13 protein-coding genes are annotated in these 20737 nt (G+C 71.2%); 4 read left to right on the top strand and 9 right to left on the bottom strand.

Translation table 11 applies throughout. The features are described 5' to 3' along the window. Positions 1-5: 5 nt before the first annotated feature. Positions 6-731, bottom strand: coding sequence for a hemerythrin domain-containing protein (locus AB0P35_RS03820; protein WP_363506047.1), 726 nt, complete (start codon positions 729-731; stop codon positions 6-8). A 331-nt stretch (positions 732-1062) separates the two neighbouring features. Next, positions 1063-2097 (bottom strand): alpha/beta hydrolase-fold protein, encoded by a 1035-nt coding sequence (locus tag AB0P35_RS03815; RefSeq protein WP_363506044.1) that lies wholly within the window; start codon positions 2095-2097, stop codon positions 1063-1065. 369 nt (positions 2098-2466) lie between these two features. On the opposite strand from AB0P35_RS03815, the gene AB0P35_RS03810 reads away from it, so the two are divergent. Beyond that, on the top strand, positions 2467-3198 hold the full coding sequence (locus AB0P35_RS03810; protein ID WP_363506041.1) for an SDR family oxidoreductase: 732 nt from the start codon (positions 2467-2469) through the stop codon (positions 3196-3198). 17 nt (positions 3199-3215) lie between these two features. Here AB0P35_RS03810 and AB0P35_RS03805 read toward each other — a convergent pair whose 3' ends face one another. Then, on the bottom strand, positions 3216-4691 hold the full coding sequence (locus tag AB0P35_RS03805) for a glycoside hydrolase family 64 protein (protein ID WP_363506038.1): 1476 nt from the start codon (positions 4689-4691) through the stop codon (positions 3216-3218). Positions 4692-4994: 303 nt separating this feature from the next. Here AB0P35_RS03805 and AB0P35_RS03800 point away from each other — a divergent pair, with 303 nt between their 5' ends. Further along, positions 4995-6392, top strand: a complete 1398-nt coding sequence (locus AB0P35_RS03800; RefSeq protein WP_363506035.1) for a glycoside hydrolase family 16 protein — start codon at positions 4995-4997, stop codon at positions 6390-6392. Between the two features lie 69 nt (positions 6393-6461). On the opposite strand, the gene AB0P35_RS03795 is transcribed toward AB0P35_RS03800, so the two are convergent. Further along, positions 6462-6692 carry a hypothetical protein gene (locus AB0P35_RS03795; RefSeq protein WP_363506032.1) on the bottom strand — a complete coding sequence of 77 codons (231 nt, stop codon included), beginning with the start codon at positions 6690-6692 and terminating at the stop codon, positions 6462-6464. Between the two features lie 137 nt (positions 6693-6829). After that, positions 6830-8500 (bottom strand): carbohydrate-binding module family 20 domain-containing protein, encoded by a 1671-nt coding sequence (locus AB0P35_RS03790; protein WP_363506341.1) that lies wholly within the window; start codon positions 8498-8500, stop codon positions 6830-6832. Between the two features lie 406 nt (positions 8501-8906). Here AB0P35_RS03790 and AB0P35_RS03785 point away from each other — a divergent pair, with 406 nt between their 5' ends. Continuing rightward, entirely contained in the window at positions 8907-9416 is a 510-nt protein-coding gene (locus tag AB0P35_RS03785; protein ID WP_095877047.1) for a SigE family RNA polymerase sigma factor, read from the top strand. A gap of 38 nt (positions 9417-9454) precedes the next feature. Beyond that, complete coding sequence (locus AB0P35_RS03780) at positions 9455-10261, top strand: hypothetical protein (protein ID WP_363506029.1); 807 nt, start codon at positions 9455-9457, stop codon at positions 10259-10261. A gap of 7 nt (positions 10262-10268) precedes the next feature. Here AB0P35_RS03780 and AB0P35_RS03775 read toward each other — a convergent pair whose 3' ends face one another. The 4 genes from AB0P35_RS03775 to pulA all read right to left on the bottom strand — a co-directional run bounded on the left by AB0P35_RS03775 (position 10269) and on the right by pulA (position 20446). Beyond that, the gene (locus AB0P35_RS03775; protein ID WP_095877049.1) at positions 10269-10607 is read right to left on the bottom strand and encodes a P-II family nitrogen regulator; all 339 of its coding nucleotides are present in this window, start codon (positions 10605-10607) and stop codon (positions 10269-10271) included. Further along, on the bottom strand, positions 10604-11923 hold the full coding sequence (locus AB0P35_RS03770) for an ammonium transporter (RefSeq protein ID WP_363506026.1): 1320 nt from the start codon (positions 11921-11923) through the stop codon (positions 10604-10606). The genes AB0P35_RS03775 and AB0P35_RS03770 overlap by 4 nt, the downstream gene beginning before the upstream one ends. Before the next feature lie 216 nt (positions 11924-12139). After that, a complete protein-coding gene (locus AB0P35_RS03765) occupies positions 12140-14467 on the bottom strand; it encodes a M4 family metallopeptidase (protein ID WP_363506023.1) in 2328 nt (775 codons plus the stop codon). Positions 14468-14980: 513 nt separating this feature from the next. Further along, the gene (gene pulA / locus AB0P35_RS03760; protein WP_363506338.1) at positions 14981-20446 is read right to left on the bottom strand and encodes a pullulanase-type alpha-1,6-glucosidase; all 5466 of its coding nucleotides are present in this window, start codon (positions 20444-20446) and stop codon (positions 14981-14983) included. Positions 20447-20737 lie beyond the last annotated feature (291 nt).

The raw sequence follows: 20737 nt of genomic DNA, 5'->3' as shown, positions 1-20737 counted from the left end.
GGCCGTCAGCAGCCCGGGCCCCACAGCTGCTCGGAGCAGCGGGCGTAGGTGGCACGCCAGTGCGGCCAGTGCCGGACGGTGGTGTCGTCGCAGTCGGCGAGCAGGCGGTCGATCTGCGCCTCGTCGACGCCGTCCAGCAGCCAGACCAGGGCGTCCGAGGAGGCCGGGCCGTCGGCGGCGCGCAGCAGGTCGAGCAGCTCGGGCAGGGTGCCGATCCGCGAGCCGGCCGGGAAGACGCCGGCCATCCGCGGCAGCAGCTGGCGCTCCTCGATCCGCAGGTGGGTCTCCAGCCGGGCGGCCAGCTCCTCGACCGCGTAGGCGACCGGCCAGGAGCTGGCCGGGTCCCGGATGGCGATCCGCACCAGGGTGGTGACCCGGGTGAAGGAGTGGTCGAGGTTGTGGTGGTCGGCCTCCAGCCAGTTGAGCAGCAGCCGCAGCTCCGGGGCGAAGCGGCGCAGCAGCGGCCACAGCCGGGTGTCCTGCTGCTCGTGGTGGCAGGTGAGCATGGCGGTCATGAAGTCCCAGTGGCGCTGCAGCGCCTGGGCGGCGGCCTCGTCGCCGGGCTGCAGCAGGCGCAGCGCGTTGGGCAGCCGGGCCAGGTCGCGGCGCAGCGCCGCGTGCACCAGCCGCAGGCCGGCGAACGGGACGGTCTCGGCCTCCGGCGTCCGGCACTCCGGGAGCGGCTGGGCGGGGATCTGCGGTGAGTCGACGGGGAGCAGGTGGCAGGACATGGCGCTCTCTTCGCGGCTGACTGGGGCTGGAACGGCTCCGGCACCGCGAGTGGTGCTCGGCCGGGGCTCCAGCGTGCGGAAAGCCCATCAGAGTCGAATCAATGACCGATTGACGCGCAGGTCAGCGGGGTGATCGGGACGTTTCGAACGATCCGCTCGATCGCCGCGGGGCCCGCGCGCCAGGGTGCCCCGGCGCCCGGACGGGCGCACTGCGGCTGGAACGGCGCGGGCCGGCGGGCCGAGCCCGCCGCCGGAATGGAGTATCCCGCTCCGCGGGGCCCGGCGGGGGCAGACTCGCCGAATTCGCACACGCCGGGCCTCCGACGGTGCGTCAGTCGGCCTCCGGCCCGGCCAGGTTCTTGCTGAGCCACTGCAGGGCGTCCGGGATCATCTTCTTGAAGTCGGTGGTGAGGTGCTTGCCGCCGGGCTGCTCGTAGTAGTCGACGGTCAGCGGCGGCACCGCCTTCTTCACCCAGGCCTTGACCAGCCCGGTCTCGTAGGCGTTGGCGCCGCCGGCGGTGGCGAGCATCCGCACGTCCGCCTTGCCCTGGGAGACCAGCTGGCCGGGGCTGTTGGCCAGCCGCTCCTGCTCGTGGCCCTGCCAGAGCGGGGAGTCGGGGTTGAAGTAGCCGTCGATCGGGACGGCCGCCTTGAAGACGTCCGGGTGCTGGAGGGCGAGCTTCGCGCTGCAGAACGCGCCGGTGGAGGCGCCCATCAGGCCCCAGCCGTCACGGCCCTTGACGGTGCGGAAGTTGGCGCGGACGAAGTCCGGGATGTCCTCGGCCATCCAGGTGCCCATCTTCGGCTGGCCCGGGATGTCGGAGCACTCCAGTGCTTTGGACTCGGCCGAGTTCAGGTTCTGCACCGGCATGATAAGGATGAACGGGTGCGCCTTGCCGGCCTTGGACAGCTCGGTGTCGATCTTCTGGATCGGCAGCTGGTTGTCCGTCCAGGTGTTGTAGCCGGCGCTCTGCCCTCCCGCGTAGAGGGTGAGCACGGGGAAGCCGTGCCGCGCGAACGCCGGGTCGTTGTACTGCGGCGGCAGCCAGACCCAGACCTTGCCGCTCACCCCGGACTTCTTGCCGGTCAGGGTGGTCATCATGATCGGCCCGGCCTCGGTGTCGCGGACCTTCTTCAGGTCGGCGGCCGGCCCGGCGGGCATCAGCACCTTCGAGGGCTTGGGCGGCGGCGTGGCGCTGGCCGGCGCACCCGACCTGCCGGCGGGCCCGGCCTTGTCCTGGGAGCTCGCGGGCTCCGCCGAGCTCCCGCAGCCGGCCAGCACCGCGGCCAGCACGGCCGCGGCGGTGCCCGCGAGGAGGGTACGACGGACGGCCCGGCGACGGGCGCGAGTGGGCTGCGGGTGCACGATCGATCTCTCCGACGGTGGGACGCCCCGGCACGGCCGGGCGGCGGGTGCCCCGGGCGGGGCCTGGCCGGGGCACCGGCGCGGACGGCCCCGGACACCCCCGATCGGCACGGCCGCCCGAAGGGCGAACGTCCGTGCCGTCCGTGATCCTATGACGCCGACCTGCACGGACCCGGTTGCGACAGGGCGGGCAACCGGCCGTCCGGCGGGGTGGCACCCCCGCCGGACGGCGGGGTACGGGAGGTTGCGCCAGCCGGTCGGCACCCGGACGGGCGGCGTGTTGGCGGCTTCGACGAGTGACACCGCCCGGCCCGCGGCGCGATCATCGACGGACCGCGAGGTCGTCGTCGAACCGAGGGAGCGCCCGCCGTGCCGCAGCAGATCGCCGTCGTGACCGGGGCCGGCAGCGGGATCGGCCGGGCCGTGGCGGTCGAGCTGGCCGCCGCCGGCTGGCAGGTGGTGCTCGCCGGACGGCGGGCCGAACCGCTGCGCGCGGCGGCCGCACTCGCGGGGGGTGGCGCGGCGGCCGTCCCCACCGACGTCACCGACCCGGCCGCGGTGGACGCGCTCTTCGCCGAGACCGCCGAACGCTTCGGCCGGGTCGACCTGCTGTTCAACAACGCCGGCACCTTCGGCACACCCACCCCGGTCGAGGACCTCGCGCTGGAAGAGTGGCGGGCCGTCGTCGACCTCAACCTGACCGGCGCCTTCCTGTGCGCGCAGGCGGCGTTCCGGCAGATGCGGGCCCAGCACCCGCAGGGCGGCCGGATCATCAACTCCGCGCACGTGCCGCGGCCGCACTCGATCGCCTACACGGCGACCAAGCACGCCGTCACCGGCCTCACCCGCTCGCTCTCGCTGGACGGCCGCCCGTACCGGATCGCCTGCGGCCAGATCGACATCGGCAACGCCGCCACCGACATGACCGCCGCGATGACCGCCGGGGTGCGGCAGGCGGACGGCCGGATCGCCCCCGAGCCGGTCATGGACGCCGCCGACGTCGCCCGCACCGTGCGGCACATGGCGGAGCTGCCACTGGAGGCGAACGTGCAGTTCGCCACCGTGATGGCCACCGCCATGCCGTACATCGGGCGCGGCTGACGCCGGCGGCTCCGCCGCTACCAGCCGATGCCGAGCGTCAGGGCGGCCGGCGGCCGGGCGTTGCCGAGGATCTGCACCGTGGAACGGTCGTTGACGTCGTCGTACGGGAAGGCGTAGGAGCGCCCGTTCAGGCCGACGCCGTGGAAGTAGGCGGCGTAGTCGTTCTTCGCGGCGCCCGTGTAGTACGCCGACGGCGTGTACCAACTCGCCGGATCGAGCGCCACCCCGCGGTTGAGGGCGGCACAGAACTCGGCACCCAGCTGCTTCTCGACGTCCGAGCCGGAGGCCAGCGCGCCCGCGCAGGCGAACACGTCCGAGGAGGTCGGCTTGGCCAGGGTGAACGGGCCCGCACCGTTCTTGGTGAAGGTGAGCGTGCTGCCCGACACCCGGCCGGTGAAGGTCTCGCCGAGCCTGGTCAGGGTGAACTGGTGGCCGGCGTAGTACGCCCAGGCCTGGTCGACGGCCGCCTGCAGGTAGGACGCCTGGGCACCGCCGGGCAGGAAGGCGGAGGCGGAGCGCGGGGCGGTGATCCGGAAGGTGCTCTGCAGCGGACGGAACGCGGCGCCGACGGCCGCCGCGTAGCCGGACATCACCTCGGCACGGGTCCGGGTGATGCCCTGGGTGGTGTCGTAGCCGGAGGAGGGCTGCTGGAGTCGGGCGGTCATCGGGAAGCCGAACTGGTCGACCTGAGTCGTGTTGCCGCCGAAGGCGACCTCGCCGGACACATAGGTGTACTCGTACCAGTCGTAGTACACGTCGGCGTTGGGGTCGGCCGGGTTGCGCAGGTCGGGCCCGCCCCAGCCCTGGTCGTCGGGCGAGACGGGGATGTACATCGGCGAACCGAGCGAGACGTAGATGCGGCCGCCCCGGATCGCGGCGGGCGACGGCACGGTGGCGGCCCGCGCCAGGGTGAAGGACATGTTGGGGTAGTTGACCCCGTTCTTGACGAGGTGCCCGGGGGCCGTCGCGGCGAGGTGGTTGATCCGGGCGGTGGTGCCGTCCGGCTTCAGGTACGACCACTGGCCGGGGACGACCTGGCCCAGCACGGTGACGTAGATCTGCGCGTCGCTCCAGGTGCCGCGGGTGTCGTTGCGGAACACGATCGGGAAGGCGCCGTTCCCGCCGGACGGGGGCGGCACGGTCGGCGAGGGGGTCGGCGTGGTGCCGCCGCCGACCGTGTGGGCGAAGTGCGGGGTGTCGTACAGCGGGCCGTTCTTCTCGTAGGTGAACCAGTAGTCCAGCCTGGCGCCCTCGGGCAGCGGGGCGGTGGTCTTCGTCCACGTGCCCGCGGCGTTGTCCATCCGGAAGTTCTGCTGGCCGGCGCCGTTCACCAGGTAGTGGACGTCGACCAGGGCGGACGGGGCGACCGGAACGAACCGGAACCGGACCAGACCGGCGCCGGCCGGCTCGGCACTCCGGGTGTAGTCGCCGGCGGCCGCGGCGGAGTGCACCCCGGCGAGCAGGGCGCCGAGCAGGAGGAGGAGGGCCGACACCACGGCGGGTGCGGCGGGACGCCGGAAGCGGGACCGGGCTCGGGGGCGGGGGCGGAGTTGGGGTCTGGGTCGGGGTCGGGTCATGACGGGCCTCTCAGCGACGGCGGCAAATGAGAGCGCTCTCGACCGGAGAGTGGCGACCGGATCCCGGACTGTCAATCCATCGGGTCAACTTTCGAAGGAAAGTGCCGGTTCAAGCTCTGATTCTCCTTCAGTTATTGACATCAATTGCCGCTCGCCGGTACCAATTTCGAGAGCGCTCTCAGTAGGTTCCCTCCGTCCCCCACCCCACGAGAGGCACCCATGCGGCTCAGACCACGCGTTCGGCACCTGCTCACCGCGGCCGGCCTGCTCGGCCTGTTGGCCACCGGCCTGGCCGGCACGATGAACGCCGAGGCGAGCGTGCCCCCGGCCCCGGCCGGCTGGACCCAGGTGTTCGCCGACGACTTCAACGGCCCGGCGGGCAGCGGCGTCAACACCACCAACTGGCGCTACACCACCGGAACCTCCTACCCCGGCGGACCGGCCGGCTTCGGCACCGGCGAGATCGAGACGATGACCGCGAGCACCGCCAACGTCGCGCTCGACGGCAGCGGCAACCTGCGGATCACCCCGGTCCGGGACGCCGCCGGCAACTGGACCTCCGGCCGGATCGAGACCAACCGGACCGACTTCCAGCCGCCGGCCGGCGGCAAGCTGCGGATCGAGTCCCGGCTGCAGATGCCGAACGTCACCGGCGCCGCCGCCAAGGGCTACTGGCCGGCGTTCTGGGCGCTCGGCGAGCCGTTCCGCGGCAACTGGTGGAACTGGCCGGGCATCGGCGAGATCGACATCATGGAGAACGTCCAGGGCCTCAACAACGTCTGGGCCACCCTGCACTGCGGCACCAGCCCCGGCGGGCCGTGCAACGAGACCACCGGCATCGGCGGTCAGCGCGCCTGCACCCCGAGCTGCCAGAGCGGCTTCCACACCTACGCGGTCGAGTGGGACCGCTCGACCAGCCCGCAGCAGCTGCGCTGGTACCTGGACGGCGTGCAGTTCCACACCGTCAACTCCAACCAGGTGGACGCGGCGACCTGGAACGCCGCCACCAACCACGGCTTCTTCGTCATCCTCAACGTGGCCATGGGCGGCGGCTTCCCCGGCGCCTTCGGCGGCGGACCGGACGGCGGCACCGTCTCCGGCGTGCCGATGGTGGTCGACTACGTGAGCGTCTGGCAGTCCGGCGGCGGCAGCACGCCCACCCCGACGCCCACCCCGACGCCGACGCCCACCGGCACCACCCCGCCGGGCAACCGGGACGCCTACAGCCCGATCCAGGCCGAGTCGTTCAACAGCCAGTCCGGGACGGCCACCGAGACCTGCAGTGAGGGCGGCCAGGACATCGGCTGGCTGGCCAACGGCGACTGGGCGCAGTACAAGGGCGTCAACTTCGGCTCCACGCCGGCCACCCAGTTCCTCGCCCGGGTCGCCTCCGGCGCGGGCGGCGGGGTCAGCGGCCTGGTGGAGGTCAGGCTCGACAGCCGCGGCAACGCGCCCGTCGGCTCCTTCGCCGTCGGCGACACCGGAGGCTGGCAGAACTGGCGCACCGTGCCCGCGAACATCTCCGCGGTGACCGGCACCCACGACGTGTACCTCACGTTCACCAGCGGCCAGCCGGCCGACTTCGTCAACGTGAACTGGTTCGACTTCGGCCACTGACCCCGGCCGACAGCGCCGCGCCGCCGCACCCCTGACAGGGCGGCGGCGCGGCCGCGTCCGGGCGCCGCCTCACTCGTCGTGCGAGTGCCGGTAGCGCAGGACCGGACCGTCGTGGTCCAGCCGGTAGACGCTGGTGGTGGGCCAGTACTCGCCCGCCTCGGTGGCGGGGAGTTCCGCGCGGAGGGTCATGCGCAGTGAGGGTGGGGGCGCGAAGGCGTGGACCCGCTTCAGATGGCCGTCCCAGCGGCCGCCGCAGAGTTCGATGTCCAGGATCGCGAAGGTGGTGGGGGTTCTGGTCACCCCGGCGATGCTGGCAGCCGACGGGGGTGGGGGGCGCCGGGTCGGCGCGGACTCCACTCCTTCGGGGGGTTTCGCCGCCGCAACCGTTACGGCCGCCGCACCACGGGGGTGCGGCGGCCGTCCGGGTGGGGCCGGTGTCAGCTGCGGAAGGTGTCGTTCAGGGTGACGAGGCCGCTCGCCGGGACGGTGGCCGTCCGGTTCGCGCCGCTCTCCCAGGTGACGTTCCCGCTCGCGTCCTTGCGGATGTACTTGTACTCGAAGGCGGTGCCGGCGGCCATCGTGACGTCCAGCTTCCAGACCGGGTAGCTCGCCGAGGAGAGCAGCAGGGCGGAGCCGGTGTTCCAGTTGCCGAGGGCCGCGTTGTTGCCGACCACATAGATGTTCTGGCCGAACACGGTGGTGGCGTTGACCGCGAACGAGGCCCCGGTGGCGCTGGCGGTCGGGGTGGAGGTGGGCTGGCCGCCCGCGCCGACGTAGATCGCGACGGCGTCACCGGCGCCGATGGTGGCGGTGAACCTGCCGTCCGAGCCTACGGTGTAGCTGGTGCCGGTGCAGCCGCCGGAGACCGGGTCGCCGTGCTGGACGTCGCAGTAGCTGCCGGCGGGCAGCGAGGTCTGGAAGGTCTGGGTGATCGAGCCGGACTCGCGGTTGATCGCGACGAAGCCCTTGCTGCCGCGGCCGAAGGCGATCGCGTTGTTGCCGTTGGACCACCAGTTGGTCATCGCGGTGCCGGAGACGGCGTTGCGGAAGCCGACCATGTTGGCGACCTGGCGCCAGGCGTGGGTGCAGTTCCAGCCGTCGCTGTAGCAGGCGTTGACCGTGCCGCCGTTCGGCGGGCCGTCGTCGTTGTTGGTGAAGGCGTAGCCGGAGTAGACGTTCGGCGAGCCGTAGGGGTGGGCCAGCATGAAGACGTTGGCCAGCGTGTACGCGGAGCCGTACTTGTAGGTGAGCGTCGAGCCGTTGCGCTCGGTGTCCCAGTTGTCGACGAAGGTGCGGGCCTGGTTGCTCGCCAGCAGGCCGTTGCCCCAGGTGGACAGGTCGGAGATCCTCCCGCCGTTGAAGGCGCTCTTCAGCCAGGTGCCGGAGCGGAACTCGTCGACGTCGCCGAGGCCGGTGTACTCGGAGGGCTGGACGGGCTCGCCGGCGCCGTAGATGACCTCGCTGACCCAGTAGGCGTTCGGGTTGCTCATCTTGGCCTTGATGCCGGCCAGGTCGGAGGCGGCGATGTGCTTGGCGGCGTCGATCCGGAAGCCGTCCACGCCGAGGGTGAGCAGGTCGCTCAGGTAGTTGGCGATGGTCTGCTGGACGTACGTGGAGCCGGTGTTGAGGTCGGACAGGTTGACCAGTTCGCAGTTCTGCACGTTGGAGCGGTCGCTGTAGTTGCTGATCGCCTGGCGGCAGGAGTGGAAGTCCTGGTCCTGGTAGTAGCCCGGGTAGTTGTACTTGGTGTAGTTGGTGCCGCCGGTGCCAGTCCCGGAGCCGGCCGACATGTGGTTGACCACCGAGTCGGCGATCACCTTGACGCCCGCCGCGTGGCAGGTGTTCACCATGGACTGGAAGGCGGTGCGGTCGCCGAGCCGTCCGGCGATCTTGTAGCTGACCGGCTGGTAGGAGGTCCACCACTGGGCGCCCTGGATGTGCTCCTGGGGCGGCGAGACCTCGACGAAGCCGTATCCCTTGGGGCCGAGCGTGTCGGTGCAGGCCCTGGCGACGGAGTCGAACTTCCACTCGAAGAGAGTGGCGGTGACGTCCTTGGTGCTGGGCGGGGTGGCCTCGGCGGTGGGGGCGATCGAAAGACCGGCGCCGATTGAGAGGGCCAGGGCGGCGGACGCGGTGAGTGCGCCGATCGCGCGGCCGCGACGGCCTGCGCTGACGGTGGTGACCACGGTGTCTCCTGGGGCTGGGTGGGGGTGAGCCAGGGCCGCCCGCGGCGTAGGGGTGGCGGGCGGTGGTGCAGGAGTGGGGGCGCGACCGCGATACGCCGTCGACGCGGACCCGCTGCTTCAAGTTTCTGCAAGACCGCTGAAACTTGCAGGAAACTTTCAGCGCGCCGAATTTACGGCGGGCGTGAACGGAGCGTCAAGAGTGTGGAAGACAACGAATCGGACTCGCCGGTAACATCCGCCGATTCCCTTGATACCTCCTCCGGACCCCGTCGCGTCTAAGAGGGGGACGCCAACAGCACGACAATCGGACACACCGGGGGACGACGGTATGCAGAGAGCACTCGAATTCGAGGAGTTCGCGAGCTCCCGCACGCGCAGGCTCTTCCAGGTCGCGTACCTCATGTGCGGGGACTGGCACCAGGCCCAGGACCTCGTCCAGACGACGCTGGCCAAGATGTTCGCCATCTGGCCGCGACTGCGCCGACGAGAGGACGAACCCGGGCTCGACGCCTACGCCCGGACCGTCCTGCTGCGCACCTACCTCTCGCAACGCCGCCTCAAGCGCTCCACCGAGGTCGTGCTCGCCGAGATGCCCGACAACCCGCAGCCGGCCGGCCACGGCAGCGACCTGAGGCTCACGCTCACCGCCGCGCTCGGCCAACTCCCGCCCCGCAACCGGGCGGTGGTGGTCCTGCGGTACCTGGAGGACCACAGCATCGAGGCGGTCGCCGAGATGATGGGCATCTCCGCCGGCGCGGTGAAGAGCCTCAACACCCGTTCCCTGGCCCGGCTTCGGGAGATCCTCGGCGAGGACCGCGAACTCCTCTTCCGGCTCTGACTCCTCCCCGCCCCTTCACAGCTCCCGGAGTGCGCACCATGGACATCGAAGACGACCTCAGCAGGCTGCTCGGCGCGGGCGCCGAACACATCCACGTCCCCGTTCAGACCATCGTCGCCGAGGCCGCCACCCGCGGCCGCCGGCTGCGCCGCCGCCGGCGCATCCTCCAGGTCGTGGGCGCCACGGCCGCGGTGGCCCTGCTCACCGGCGGGGTGGCCGCGTTCGGCCCCGACGGCGCCCCGCACGGTCAGGCACCCGCGGCCCCGGTCGCGAGCTCGGCCGCCCCGGGCGTCCTCGGCCCGACCGACCCCCCGGTGAACGGCAAGGTCGCCACCACCGGTGCCGGCCTGCTCGGCGTCCTCGCCGAACTGCTGCCCGACTCGACCAGGTTCACTTCGTTCACCGGCAGCGGCCGCCAGGACCAGTCCGCCATGATGCGGGTCGACGTGGACTTCGGCGACCACCTGCCCAGCACCGTCACCGTGGAACTCAGGAAGGACTGGGTGAAGGACGTCTGCCCGGAAGGCAAGAGCCCGCAGGCCCTCGCCTGCATCAACCAGCCCGAGGGGGCGAAGGTGTACCCGCTGTCGTTCCCCGGCGACGAGCTCCCCCACAGCTACCGGATCCTGGTCAGGCGGAAGGACGGCTCGGCCGTCGAGCTGGCCGTCTACAGCGGGCAGGTCCGCGCCGCCAACAGTGGCCAGGCCATCACCCGCACCCGGCCGGAGCCGCCGCAGACGTCGAAGTTCTGGGGCGACGTCGCCAAGTCCCCGCTGTGGAGCCTGCGGATCCCGGTCGACACCGCCAAGGACGGCGCCAACCGGGCCTCCACCATCCAGGAGTGAGGACGGGTCAGACCGCGTCCGGCCCGCGCTCGCCGGTCCGGACGCGGACGATGCCGTCCACCGGCACGCACCACACCTTGCCGTCGCCGATCTTGCCGGTGCGGGCGGCGGCGACGATGGTCTCCATCACGTCCTCGGCGTCCTCGTCCTCGACGACGACCTCGATCCGCACCTTGGGCACCAGGTCGATCCGGTACTCGGCGCCGCGGTAGACCTCGGTGTGGCCGTGCTGGCGCCCGTAGCCGCTCGCCTCGGTGACCGTGAGCCCGTGCACCCCGCGCTCCTGGAGCGCGGTCTTGACCTCGTCCAGCTTGAACGGCTTGACGATGGCGGTGATCAGCTTCATACGGTGGCGGCCTTGTCGGACGGGTGCTGTGCCAGCACGGTGGCGTGGGCCGTCGTGCCGTGGCCCAGGACGCCGTGATCGTACGCCGTCTCGGCGTGCACGGCGAGGTCCAGGCCGGTCAGTTCGTGCTCGGCGGAGGCGCGCAGGCCCATCAGGCGGTCGATCGCCTTCCCGATGCCGTAGGTGGCGGCGAAGGCGTACGCGCCCACCGCCAGCACCGCGAGCAGCTGCCTGCCGATCAGGGTGGGGCCGCCGTGCAGCAGTCCGACCGGGCCTCCGGTCATCACGGCGGAGGCGAAGACGCCGATCAGCACCGTGCCGATGACGCCGGCCACCAGGTGGACGCCCACCACGTCCAGGGAGTCGTCGTAGCCGAAGCGGAACTTCCAGCTCACCGCGTAGGAGCAGACCACGCCGGCGGCCAGGCCGATCGCCAGCGCGCCCAGCAGGTCGACGCTGCCGCAGGAGGGGGTGATCGCGACCAGTCCGGCCACCGCGCCGGAGGCGGCGCCGAGCGTGGTGGCGTGGCCGTCGCGGCGCTTCTCCACCAGCAGCCAGCCCAGCAGGCCGGTGCAGCCGGCCGCCTGGGTGTTGAGCAGGACGGCCGCGGCGGTGCCGTTGGCGCCGAGCGCGGAGCCCGCGTTGAAGCCGAACCAGCCGAACCAGAGCAGGCCGGCGCCCAGCAGCACCAGCGGCAGGTTGTGCGGCCGCATGGCCTCCTTGCGGAAGCCCAGGCGCGGGCCGAGCAGCAGGGCCAGGGCGAGGCCGCTGGCACCGGAGTTGACCTCGACCACGGTGCCGCCGGCGTAGTCCAGTGCGCCGAGCTTCGCCAGCACCCAGCCGTCGGGCGAGAAGACCCAGTGTGCGACCGGCACGTAGACCAGCAGGGTCCAGGCGGCGGTGAAGGCCACCCAGGCACCGAACCGGGTGCGGTCGGCGACGGCGCCGCTGATCAGCGCCGCCGTGATGATCGCGAAGGTGAGCTGGAAGGTCGCGAAGAGCAGGGTCGGCACGTGGCCGGTGAGGCTGCCCGGGGTGATGCCGGCCATGCCGAGGTGGTCGAGGTTGCCGATCAGGCCCCAGCCGCCGGCGTCCGGGCCGAAGGCGAGGGAGTAGCCGGCCACCAGCCAGACCACCGTCACGACGGCGATCGACACGAAGCTCATCATGATCATGTTGAGCACGCTCTTGGTGCGGACCATGCCGCCGTAGAACAGGGCCAGTCCCGGGGTCATCAGCAGGACGAGCGCGGTGCTGGCCAGCAGCCAGGCGGTGTCGCCGGTGTCGAGGCCGGCCGTGGAGTCAGCGAGCAGCATGCGGAACCTTCCCGTGCAACGCGCCTGCGGGTGGTGGGGGGCGCGCCGGTCGGGAGAGTCTGTCCGCGGCGTATTTCCCGTCGCGGACGCCCGTGTTTCCGCGGTGTTTCGTGTTGCGCGGGGGTTTCCGGAGTCTCACACCGCGAGATCGGGGCGGGGACGCGCGAGGGCCCGGCGGCCGTGGCCGCCGGGCCCTCGCTCACTGCCGGATCAGACTCAGCTGGTCTGGATCGAGGTGTCGTCGATCACGAAGCTGGTCTGCAGCGAGGAGTCCTCCACGCCGTTGAACTTCAGGGTGACGGTCTGGCCGGCGTAGGCCGACAGGTCGATCGTCTTCTGGCTGTAGCCGGTCGCCTTGTTGAGGTTCGAGTACGAGGCGACGGTGGTGCCGTTGACCGTGACGGTCAGCTTGTCGTACGCGGTGGAGGTGGTGGTCTCCGCCGTGTCGATGTGCAGCCAGTAGCTCAGGGTGGCCTTGCAGCTGGCCGGGATGGTCACCGTCTGCGAGAGGCTGTCGGTGTGGCTGGAGCCGTAGCCGTTCAGCCAGGCCTTCCAGGAGCCGCTGTGCGAGGCCTGGGAGGCGGAGTTGTCGACGACACCGCTGGTGGAGGTCCAGGTGGTGTTGCCGGACTCGAACCCGGCGTTGCCGAGCAGCTGCGCCGGGGTGCAGTTGCCGCCGGTGGTGCTGACCGTCCAGGTGAAGCTGGTGGTGCCGGTCTTGTTGGCGGCGTCCTTGGCGGTCACCGTCACGTTGTACGTGCCCGCGGTGGTCGCGGTGCCGCTGATCAGGCCGGAGCTGCTGATGGACAGGCCGGTGGGCAGGCCGGTGGCGCTGAAGGTCAGCGGGGCGGTGCCGCCGCTGGCCTGGATCTGCAGGCTGGCGCTGTTGTTGACCTTGGTGCTCTGGTTGCCCGGGTTGGTCACGGTGACCGTGCCGCTGGGCAGCGAGCCGACGTTGACGGCGGCCCAGGCGGTGGCGACCGCGTTGTACTCGGCGCTGCCGTTGCCGTACAGGTCGGTGGCGGCGTTGAGGGTGGCGGTGCGGGCGGCCGCGTAGTTGGTGGTCGAGGTCATGTAGACGCTCAGCGCGCGGTACCAGATCTTCGCGGCCTTGTCCCGGGTGATGCCGGTGACGGCGATGTTGTTGACCGTGGGCGAGTTGTAGCTGACGCCGTTGATGACCTTGGCGCCGCTGCCCTCGGACAGCAGGTAGAAGAAGTGGTTGGCGACACCGGACGAGTAGTGGACGTCCAGGTTGCCGACGCCCGAGTACCAGGAGTCGGCCGAGCTGCCGTCCTTGGAGGGCTTGTCCATGTAGCGCAGCGGCGTGCCGTCGCCGTTGATGTTGATGAGCTCGCCGATGAGGTAGTCGGGGTTGTCCGACGGGATGTTGGCGTAGAACTCGACCATGCTGCCGAAGATGTCGGAGGTGGCCTCGTTGAGGCCGCCCGACTCGCCGGAGTAGTTGAGGTTGGCGGTGTTGGCGGTGACGCCGTGGCTCATCTCGTGGCCGGCCACGTCGAGTTCGGTCAGTGGGGCGTTGTTGCCCGAGCCGTCGCCGTAGGTCATGCAGAAGCAGCCGTCGTCCCAGAACGCGTTCACGTAGTTGTTGCCGTAGTGCACGCGGCTGTAGGCGCCGACGCCGTCGTTCTTGATGCCGTTGCGGCCGTGGATGTTCTTGAAGTAGTCCCAGGTGGCCGCGACGCCGTAGTGGGCGTCGACCGCGGCGGACTCGCCGTTGGAGGCCTGGCCGTTGCCCCAGGTGTCGGTGGACTTGCTGTAGAGGGTGCCGGTGCCGGAGGTGCCGTGGTTCAGGTTGGTGGTGTAGCCGTTGCCGCGGGCGGCGTCCTTCATCTGGTACGTCGAACCGGACAGCGTGGTGCCGATGGTGACGTTGCCGACGAAGACACCGGTGCCGGTACCGGTCTTGATGCCCTCGAACTTCTGGATCACGTTGCCGGTGGAGGCGTCGGTGACGACGTGCATCCGGCTCGGGGTGCCGTCCGACTCGGTGCCGGAGACGACGGTCTCCCAGGCGAGGCGCGGGGAGCCGTCGGCGGCCCAGACGACCAGCCGCGGGGCGGTGTCCAGGGCGGAGCCCGACTCGGCGGCCAGCGCGGTGGCCTGGGCCTTCGGCGCGGCCAGCTTGGGCGTGGTGTTCACACCGGTCAGGGCGGCCTGGGTGGCCTTGTCCACGCTCTTGGTCACGCCGGCCGCGCTCTGGTGCACGACCAGGTCGCCGCCGAGGACCGGGAGTCCGGCGTAGGTGCGCTCGTACCGCAGGTGGCGGCTGCCGTCCGCGTCCACGATCGCGTCCTTGGCGACGAGCTTCTCCTGCGCGCCGAGGCCGAGCGTCTGGGCGACGGCGGCGCTGAGCTGGCCGGCGTCGGAGAGCAGCTGGGCGCGGTTGAGCGCCGCCTGCGGGGCCACGGCCGAAGGGGCGGAGGGGGCGGCGTTCGCCACGACCGGGATACCGGTCACCAGCAGTGCAGTGGTGGCCGCCAGCGCGGCCATACTCACCCGGGCAGGGGTGTAGCGGGACATGCGGACTCCTTTTCCGACCGGTCGCGGGGTCACGAGCGGTGGAGAGAACCTGGGCCGCGGGGTTGCGGCGCAGCGGGGGCCCGGCCGGTGGGTGCGCGGCACGGGTGCGGTGCAAGTGGGGGCCGTGCAGGTGTTGCGGAGGCGCTTTACATGTCGTTGGTGCGGCCGCACCGGGGGGTTGGGGTCCAGCCCGCTTGCGGCCGGAGGAATCGTGGCAGCAAACGACCTGAGAGTGACAGATGCATGCCACCAAGATGGCCAGGAAACGCCAACGGGCGTTAACGCCTGACGGGAAGTCGCCTCGATCGGCTCGGCGGACCTCCGCCGCGCCGGCGGCCGGCTGACAACCGGTCTCATTGGCTCCGACCGGCCCGGTGACCGGGCCGGTGGGTGTGCGAACCCGTCGTCCGGCAGCGGTCCCGGCACGCCATCCCGTCGCCGTAGGGCGGTTTTCGGCCAATGCGGAAGGGGCCCCGCATGGCCGCGGAGCCCCTTCTGCCTACGGACGTTCCGTCAGTGCTGGACGAACACCGCCACGGTGCGGGCCGGCACCGTGAAGGTGCCGGTGGCCGGGTCGAAGGCGGACTGCTTCACCACCGGGTCCGCGCCGTCGGCCTGCACCCGGTGCAGCGCCTGGCCGGTGCCCCGGAGGGCGGCCAGGGTCTGCTGCTGGGCGGTGGGCGTGGCGTTGAAGACCACGGTGATGCCCTTCTCGGCGCCGCGCAGGCCGGTGCCGTCCAGGTGCATGGTGATCACACCGGGGGCCTCGCCGGCGGTGCCGGAGAGCGGGAAGGACAGCCGCTTCTGCACGTCGGCGGCGGTGGTCAGGGCGAACAGCGACGAGGACTGCCGGATCCGCAGGAACTGCTGGTACATCGAGGTCGAGGCGTTGGTCTCGTTGCAGCCGACGGCGAGCTTCGGGTCGGCCAGCAGCGACTTGGCGGTCGGCCACATCGACTTGTTGTCGGCGGCCATCGGCAGGCCGCGGCCCCAGCCGTTGCCCTGGGTGCAGTCCCAGTGGATGGCGTTGAACCAGTCGCCGGAGTCGAAGGCGTTGGCGTCCAGCGACTTGGAGCGCAGCAGGTCGCTGCCGGCCTGGGCGAAGCCCGGGCCCTGGCTCAGCGCGGTGAGCGACAGGCCGAGCGCCTGCATCCGGGCCCGGTCGGCGGGCGAGGTGCCGACGGGCAGCTTGTAGGCGAGGGCGTCGAACAGGTCGGCGTTGTCGTGCGCGTCGAGGTACTCGACGGCCTCGCCGGGCTGTGCGGCGTAGCCGGTGGGGGCGCCGTTGTAGTCGACGGCCTTGCCGGTGACGGTCCTTCCGCTGCTGTCGGTGAAGGAGTAGCCGGCCAGGTTGCCGGTGAGGCCGACCTTGACCTGGTCCATCTGGTGCAGCAGGCGGGCCTTCTGCTCGGCCGGGGTCCCGTTGTCCGCCGAGCCGTTGGGGTCGGTGAACAGGCCGGACGCGAAGCCCTGCTGGGGCGCCGAGGAGAGCATGAAGTTGCCGCCGCGGGCGGCGTCGCGGATCCGGTCGTTGAAGGTGGCGATGCCGGTGCCGGCCATGTTGGTCTGGGTGGCCTGGACGAAGCGGGCGTCGTTGGCGACCACGCCGAAGTTCCAGCCCTCGCCGTACAGGAAGATGTTCTTCCCGTCGACGCCGTCCTTCTGCGGGGTCAGGCCGCGCAGCGCGGACTGCACGTCCAGCATGGTCGACTTCGGGTCGATGCCCATCAGGTCGAAGCGGAAGCCGTCGACGCGGTACTGCCGGGCCCAGGTGACGACCGAGTCGACGACCAGCTTGTTCATCATGGCGTGCTCGGGCGCGGTGTCGGCGCAGCAGCTGTCCGTGGTGACCTTGCCGGTGTCGGAGAGCCGCTGGTAGTAGCCGGGGACGACCTTGTCGAGCACCGAGTGCTCGTCCTGGCCGGCGGCGGCGGTGTGGTTGTAGACCACGTCGAGGACGACCCGCAGGCCGGCGTCGTGCATGGCCTGCACCATCTCGCGGAACTGCACGGTGCGGGCGGTGCCGTTGGGGTCGGTGGCGTAGGAGCCCTCGGGCACCGTGTAGTGCAGCGGGTCGTAGCCCCAGTTGTAGGCGTCGTCGGCCTGGACGGCGGCGACGCACTCCTGCTGCTTGTCGCTGTCGGCGGCGAGCGAGGCGAGGTCGCAGGCGGGCAGCTTCTGGTCGGCCCGGTTCTCGCGGATGGTGGCGATGTCGAAGGTCGGCAGCAGGTGGATCGTGGTGACGCCGGCCTTGGCGAGGTCGCGCAGGTGCTGCATGCCGGCCGACGTGGACTGCGTGAACGCCAGGTAGGTGCCGCGCTCGTCGGCCGGCACGGTGGTGTCGGCGCTGGAGAAGTCGCGGACGTGCAGTTCCTGGATCTGCTGCTTGGCGACCGGGATCGCCTCCGGGCTGCGGTGCCGGTCCCAGCCCTTGGGCTTGGTGCTCTGCGCGGAGAGGTCGGCGATCAGGCTGCGCTTGGAGTCGGTGGAGAGCGCGACGGCGTACGGGTCGGTGACGGTGTTGGTGACCGTCTGCTGCACGCTGGGGGCCCAGACCTTGACCTGGAAGGTGTAGTACTTGCCGTCCAGGTCGTCGTGGTCGCGGGTGAGCGACCAGACACCGGTGGCGTCGTCCCGCTCGAGCGGCACGGTCTTCGCGGTGCCGCCGGTGGCCTTGTCGAAGAGCTGGACGGCGACCTCGGTGGCGGTCGGCGCCCACAGCGACAGGGTGACCCTGCGGTTGTCGTCGCCGAACCAGCCGCTCTCCTTGCGGCCGCTGTAGACCGGGCCGAGCTGGGCCTGGGCGGCCTTCGCGGCGTACAGGTCGTCGAGCACACCGGGGATCTGGACGCCGGTGGCGGCGACGGCGGCGCCGCTCGGCAGGTGCTCGGTGAAGAGCAGCTGGCTGCGCAGGGCCTGGGTGATCCGGCCCGTGTCGCGGCTGTCGACGGTGAAGGCACGGTAGCCGGCCAGGTGGGGGAAGGCGGCCTTCTGCGCGGCGGTCAGGGTGCCGGGGTTGAGCCGGATCCACTGGCCGGGCTTGCTGAGCACGCCCTTGTCGGCGGTGATGCCGCCGGCCGGGTCGTAGATCAGCTGGGCGCTGGTGCCGCCGTTCAGGGCGGTGTCGGCGGCGCCGTAGTTGGCCGGGACGACCACCGTCCTGGCGTCGATCCACTGGGCGCGCGCGGAGGTCAGGTCGACCTGCGAGGAGCTGCCGGAGGCCTGCGGCAGCAGGTAGCCCTCCTGGCCGCCGAGGACCCAGACCTCCCGCCCGCTGGTGGCGAAGTTCAGGGACTGGTCCTGCGGGAGGTCCTTGTCGTTGCCGTTGTGGATGATGTAGCTGAGGCTGGTCGCGCCCGCGGCCAGCGGCACCTCGAAGACCGCGCCGTAGGCGTCCTTGCGGGCGGGCATCAGCGGGCTGCCCCAGTCGGTGGGGGTGGCGGCGCCCGTCCAGTCGTGCAGGCCCCAGCCGTCGTAGTTGCCGTCCGCGCGGTGGTAGTGGATGACCGCGGTGTTCTCCTTCACCGGCACCGCCGGGTCGGGGTCTGCGGTGCGGACGGTCGGGTCGCCCTCCTTGATCCACACCTCGCCGGTGGTGCCGAGGTCGATGTGGCGGTCGGTGTCGACGTCCTTGGTGCCGTTGTTCTCCACGACGAAGCCGACGTCGGAGGCGCCGGTCTTCAGCTTCACGTAGGCGAAGGCGCCGTAGGCGTCCCGGCCGACGAAGCCGTGCCCGGCCGGCCAGGTCGTGGACTCGCCGTCGGCGAGGTCGCCCCAGGCGTAGAGGTTCCAGCCGTCGTAGTCGCCGTTCTTGCGCTGGTAGTGGACGACCGCGTAGGGGCGGGAGGTGGCGCTCGGGGCCTGCTGCGGCACCGGGGCGCCGGTGGTGAAGGAGCCGGTGGTGGAGGCGAGGCGGCCGGCCGAGTCCTGGACGACGGCCTTGTAGCGGACGACGGTGCCGGGGGCGGCCGCGGAGACGTCCTGGGTGACCTTGAAGCTGCCGTTGTCGGCGGTGCCGAGGACCTGCCAGGGGCCGGTGCCGACCTGCGCGGCGAAGGTGACCCGGTCGAAGCCGCCGCCGGGCACCTGGGCGCCGACGGTGACGGTGCCGGTCGCGCCGTCGGCGGGCGCCTGCAGGGTGATCTGCGGGCCGGCGGCGGGCTTGGCGAGCTTGCCGGCCGCCTTCCAGACCACCGAGGACATCGGCGGGACGGTGACGGTGAGCTTCCGGTCGGCGCCGGTGGTGGCCTTGGGGCCGGCGGCCGGGTAGACCGGGCGGAAGTCCATGCCGGCCGAGTAGGTGTCCAGGGCGACGGTCTTCGGCTCGGCGGAGTTGTTCACCGCGACCAGGTACTCGACCTGCTGCTTGGCGTCGATCCGGGAGAAGGCGTACACGCCGGGCCCGTCGGCGGCGTACCGCTCGATCTGGGCTCCGTCGGCGAGCGCCGGGTGGGCCTCGCGCAGCGAGGCGAGGTCGGAGATGCCCTCGTACAGCGCGCCGTGCTTGCCGTAGCGGTCGGCGGAGCCCTTGGAGCCGCCGATCACGTTGTCGGCGTTGTACGAGGGGGTCTTGGACGCGAACATGTCCTGCCGGGCGTCCTTGTCGCCGCCGGCGCCGGTGAAGCCCTGCTCGTCGCCGTAGTAGACGACCGGCTGGCCGCGGGTGAGGAACTGCAGCTCGTTGGCGAGCAGGTCCTTCTTGAGCAGCAGATCCTGGCTCGCGCCCGGGTTGTCGCTCTGCAGGAAGCTGCCGAAGCGGCCCATGTCGTGGTTGCCGAGGAAGGTCGGCAGCTCGTGGGCGTCGGTGGAGCCGGTGGTGTAGCGGTAGTCCTGCGCGTACAGCTCGGCGAGGGACTTGGCGGAGCCGTTCTGCGAGACGAACCGGCGGGCCGCGTCCTGGAAGGCGAAGTCCAGGGTGGCCTGCAGCTTGCCCTTGGTGACGTAGGGCGCGGTGACGGACGGGTCGGCGGAGTAGACCTCGCCGAACATGAAGAAGTCCTTGTTGCCGCGCTGGGCGGCGAACTGCTTGAGCGCGGGTGCCCAGTTCTGCCAGAACGCCATGTTGACGTGCTTGACGGTGTCGATCCGGAAGCCGTCGACACCGGCCTCCGCGACCCAGGTCTGGTAGATCTTCTTCATGCCGTCGACGACCTTGGGGTTCTGGGTGTCCAGGTCGTCCAGGCCGGAGAAGTCGCCCTCGGTGGAGGACTCGCCGACGAAGGTCGAGTTGCCGCGGTTGTGGTAGAGCGAGGGGTCGTTCAGCCAGGACGGGGTCTTGGCGTTCGCGTCGGCCGGGGAGCGCAGCACCGGGGTGTAGGGGAACGAGTCCTTGGTGATCTTCGGCCAGGCGGTGCCGGCGTCGGCGACGGCGGTCTCGTCGACCGGGTTGCCGTCCGCGTCCAGGGTCGGGTAGGCGCCGGCCGAGCGGTAGTCGTAGCTGTGCTCGGCGAAGTCGACGACGTCGGCGGTGTGGTTGGTGATGACGTCGAAGAAGACCTTGATGCCCTTGGCGTGCGCCTTGCGGATCAGCTCCTTGAGCTGGTCGTTGGTGCCGAAGTGCGGGTCGACCTGGGTGAAGTCGGTGATCCAGTACCCGTGGTAGCCGGCCGAGGCGTCGGCGCCGGTGCCCTGGACGGGCTTGTTCTTGAAGATCGGCGCCATCCAGATGGCGGTGGTGCCGAGGTCCTCTATGTAGTCCAGCTTGTCGATCAGACCCTGCAGGTCGCCGCCGTGGTAGAAGCCCTTGTCCGCGGGGTCGAGGCCGTTGTCGAGGCGGCCGCCGGTGATGCCCCCGGTGTCGTTCGCGGTGTTTCCGTTGGCGAAGCGGTCGGGAAGGACGAAGTAGAACTGCTCCCGCGTGAGGTCGTGCCGGCCGGCGGTGGCGGCGAGCGCGGCGTCGGAGGGCGGGGCGGGCGGGGCCGCGGCGGCGGCCAGCGGAGCCGAACCGAGGGTGGCGGAGATCAGGGACGCGGCCAGCAGGACGGCTGCTCGGCGGGGTCTGCGGTACGGGGTGGTGCTCCGAGAACGGCGGGGCTGGACATCGGCCACAGCGGGCTCCCTTGGGGCGGCTCGTTCGTCATTGAGTTGAGGTGGCGTGGACGCTAGCGCGCTGCAAGATGTTTCAGCAAGATGCAGAAAATGTTGCAACCAACCTCTTGACCGAACCGTTGCCGAGACCGCAGAGTCGTATCCGTGCCCGGGGAGTACCGCCGGATACCGGGCACGTTGCACGGGGATGGCCGCCCGTCGGGTCCGGAGGACCCGGTCCGG

Origin of the sequence: Kitasatospora sp. NPDC085879 (genome assembly GCF_040686255.1) — a bacterium.
Taxonomy (GTDB): Bacteria; Actinomycetota; Actinomycetes; order Streptomycetales; family Streptomycetaceae; genus Kitasatospora.
The sequence above is the reverse complement of the archived record's forward strand: the minus strand, read 5'-3'. Positions and strand labels throughout refer to the sequence as shown.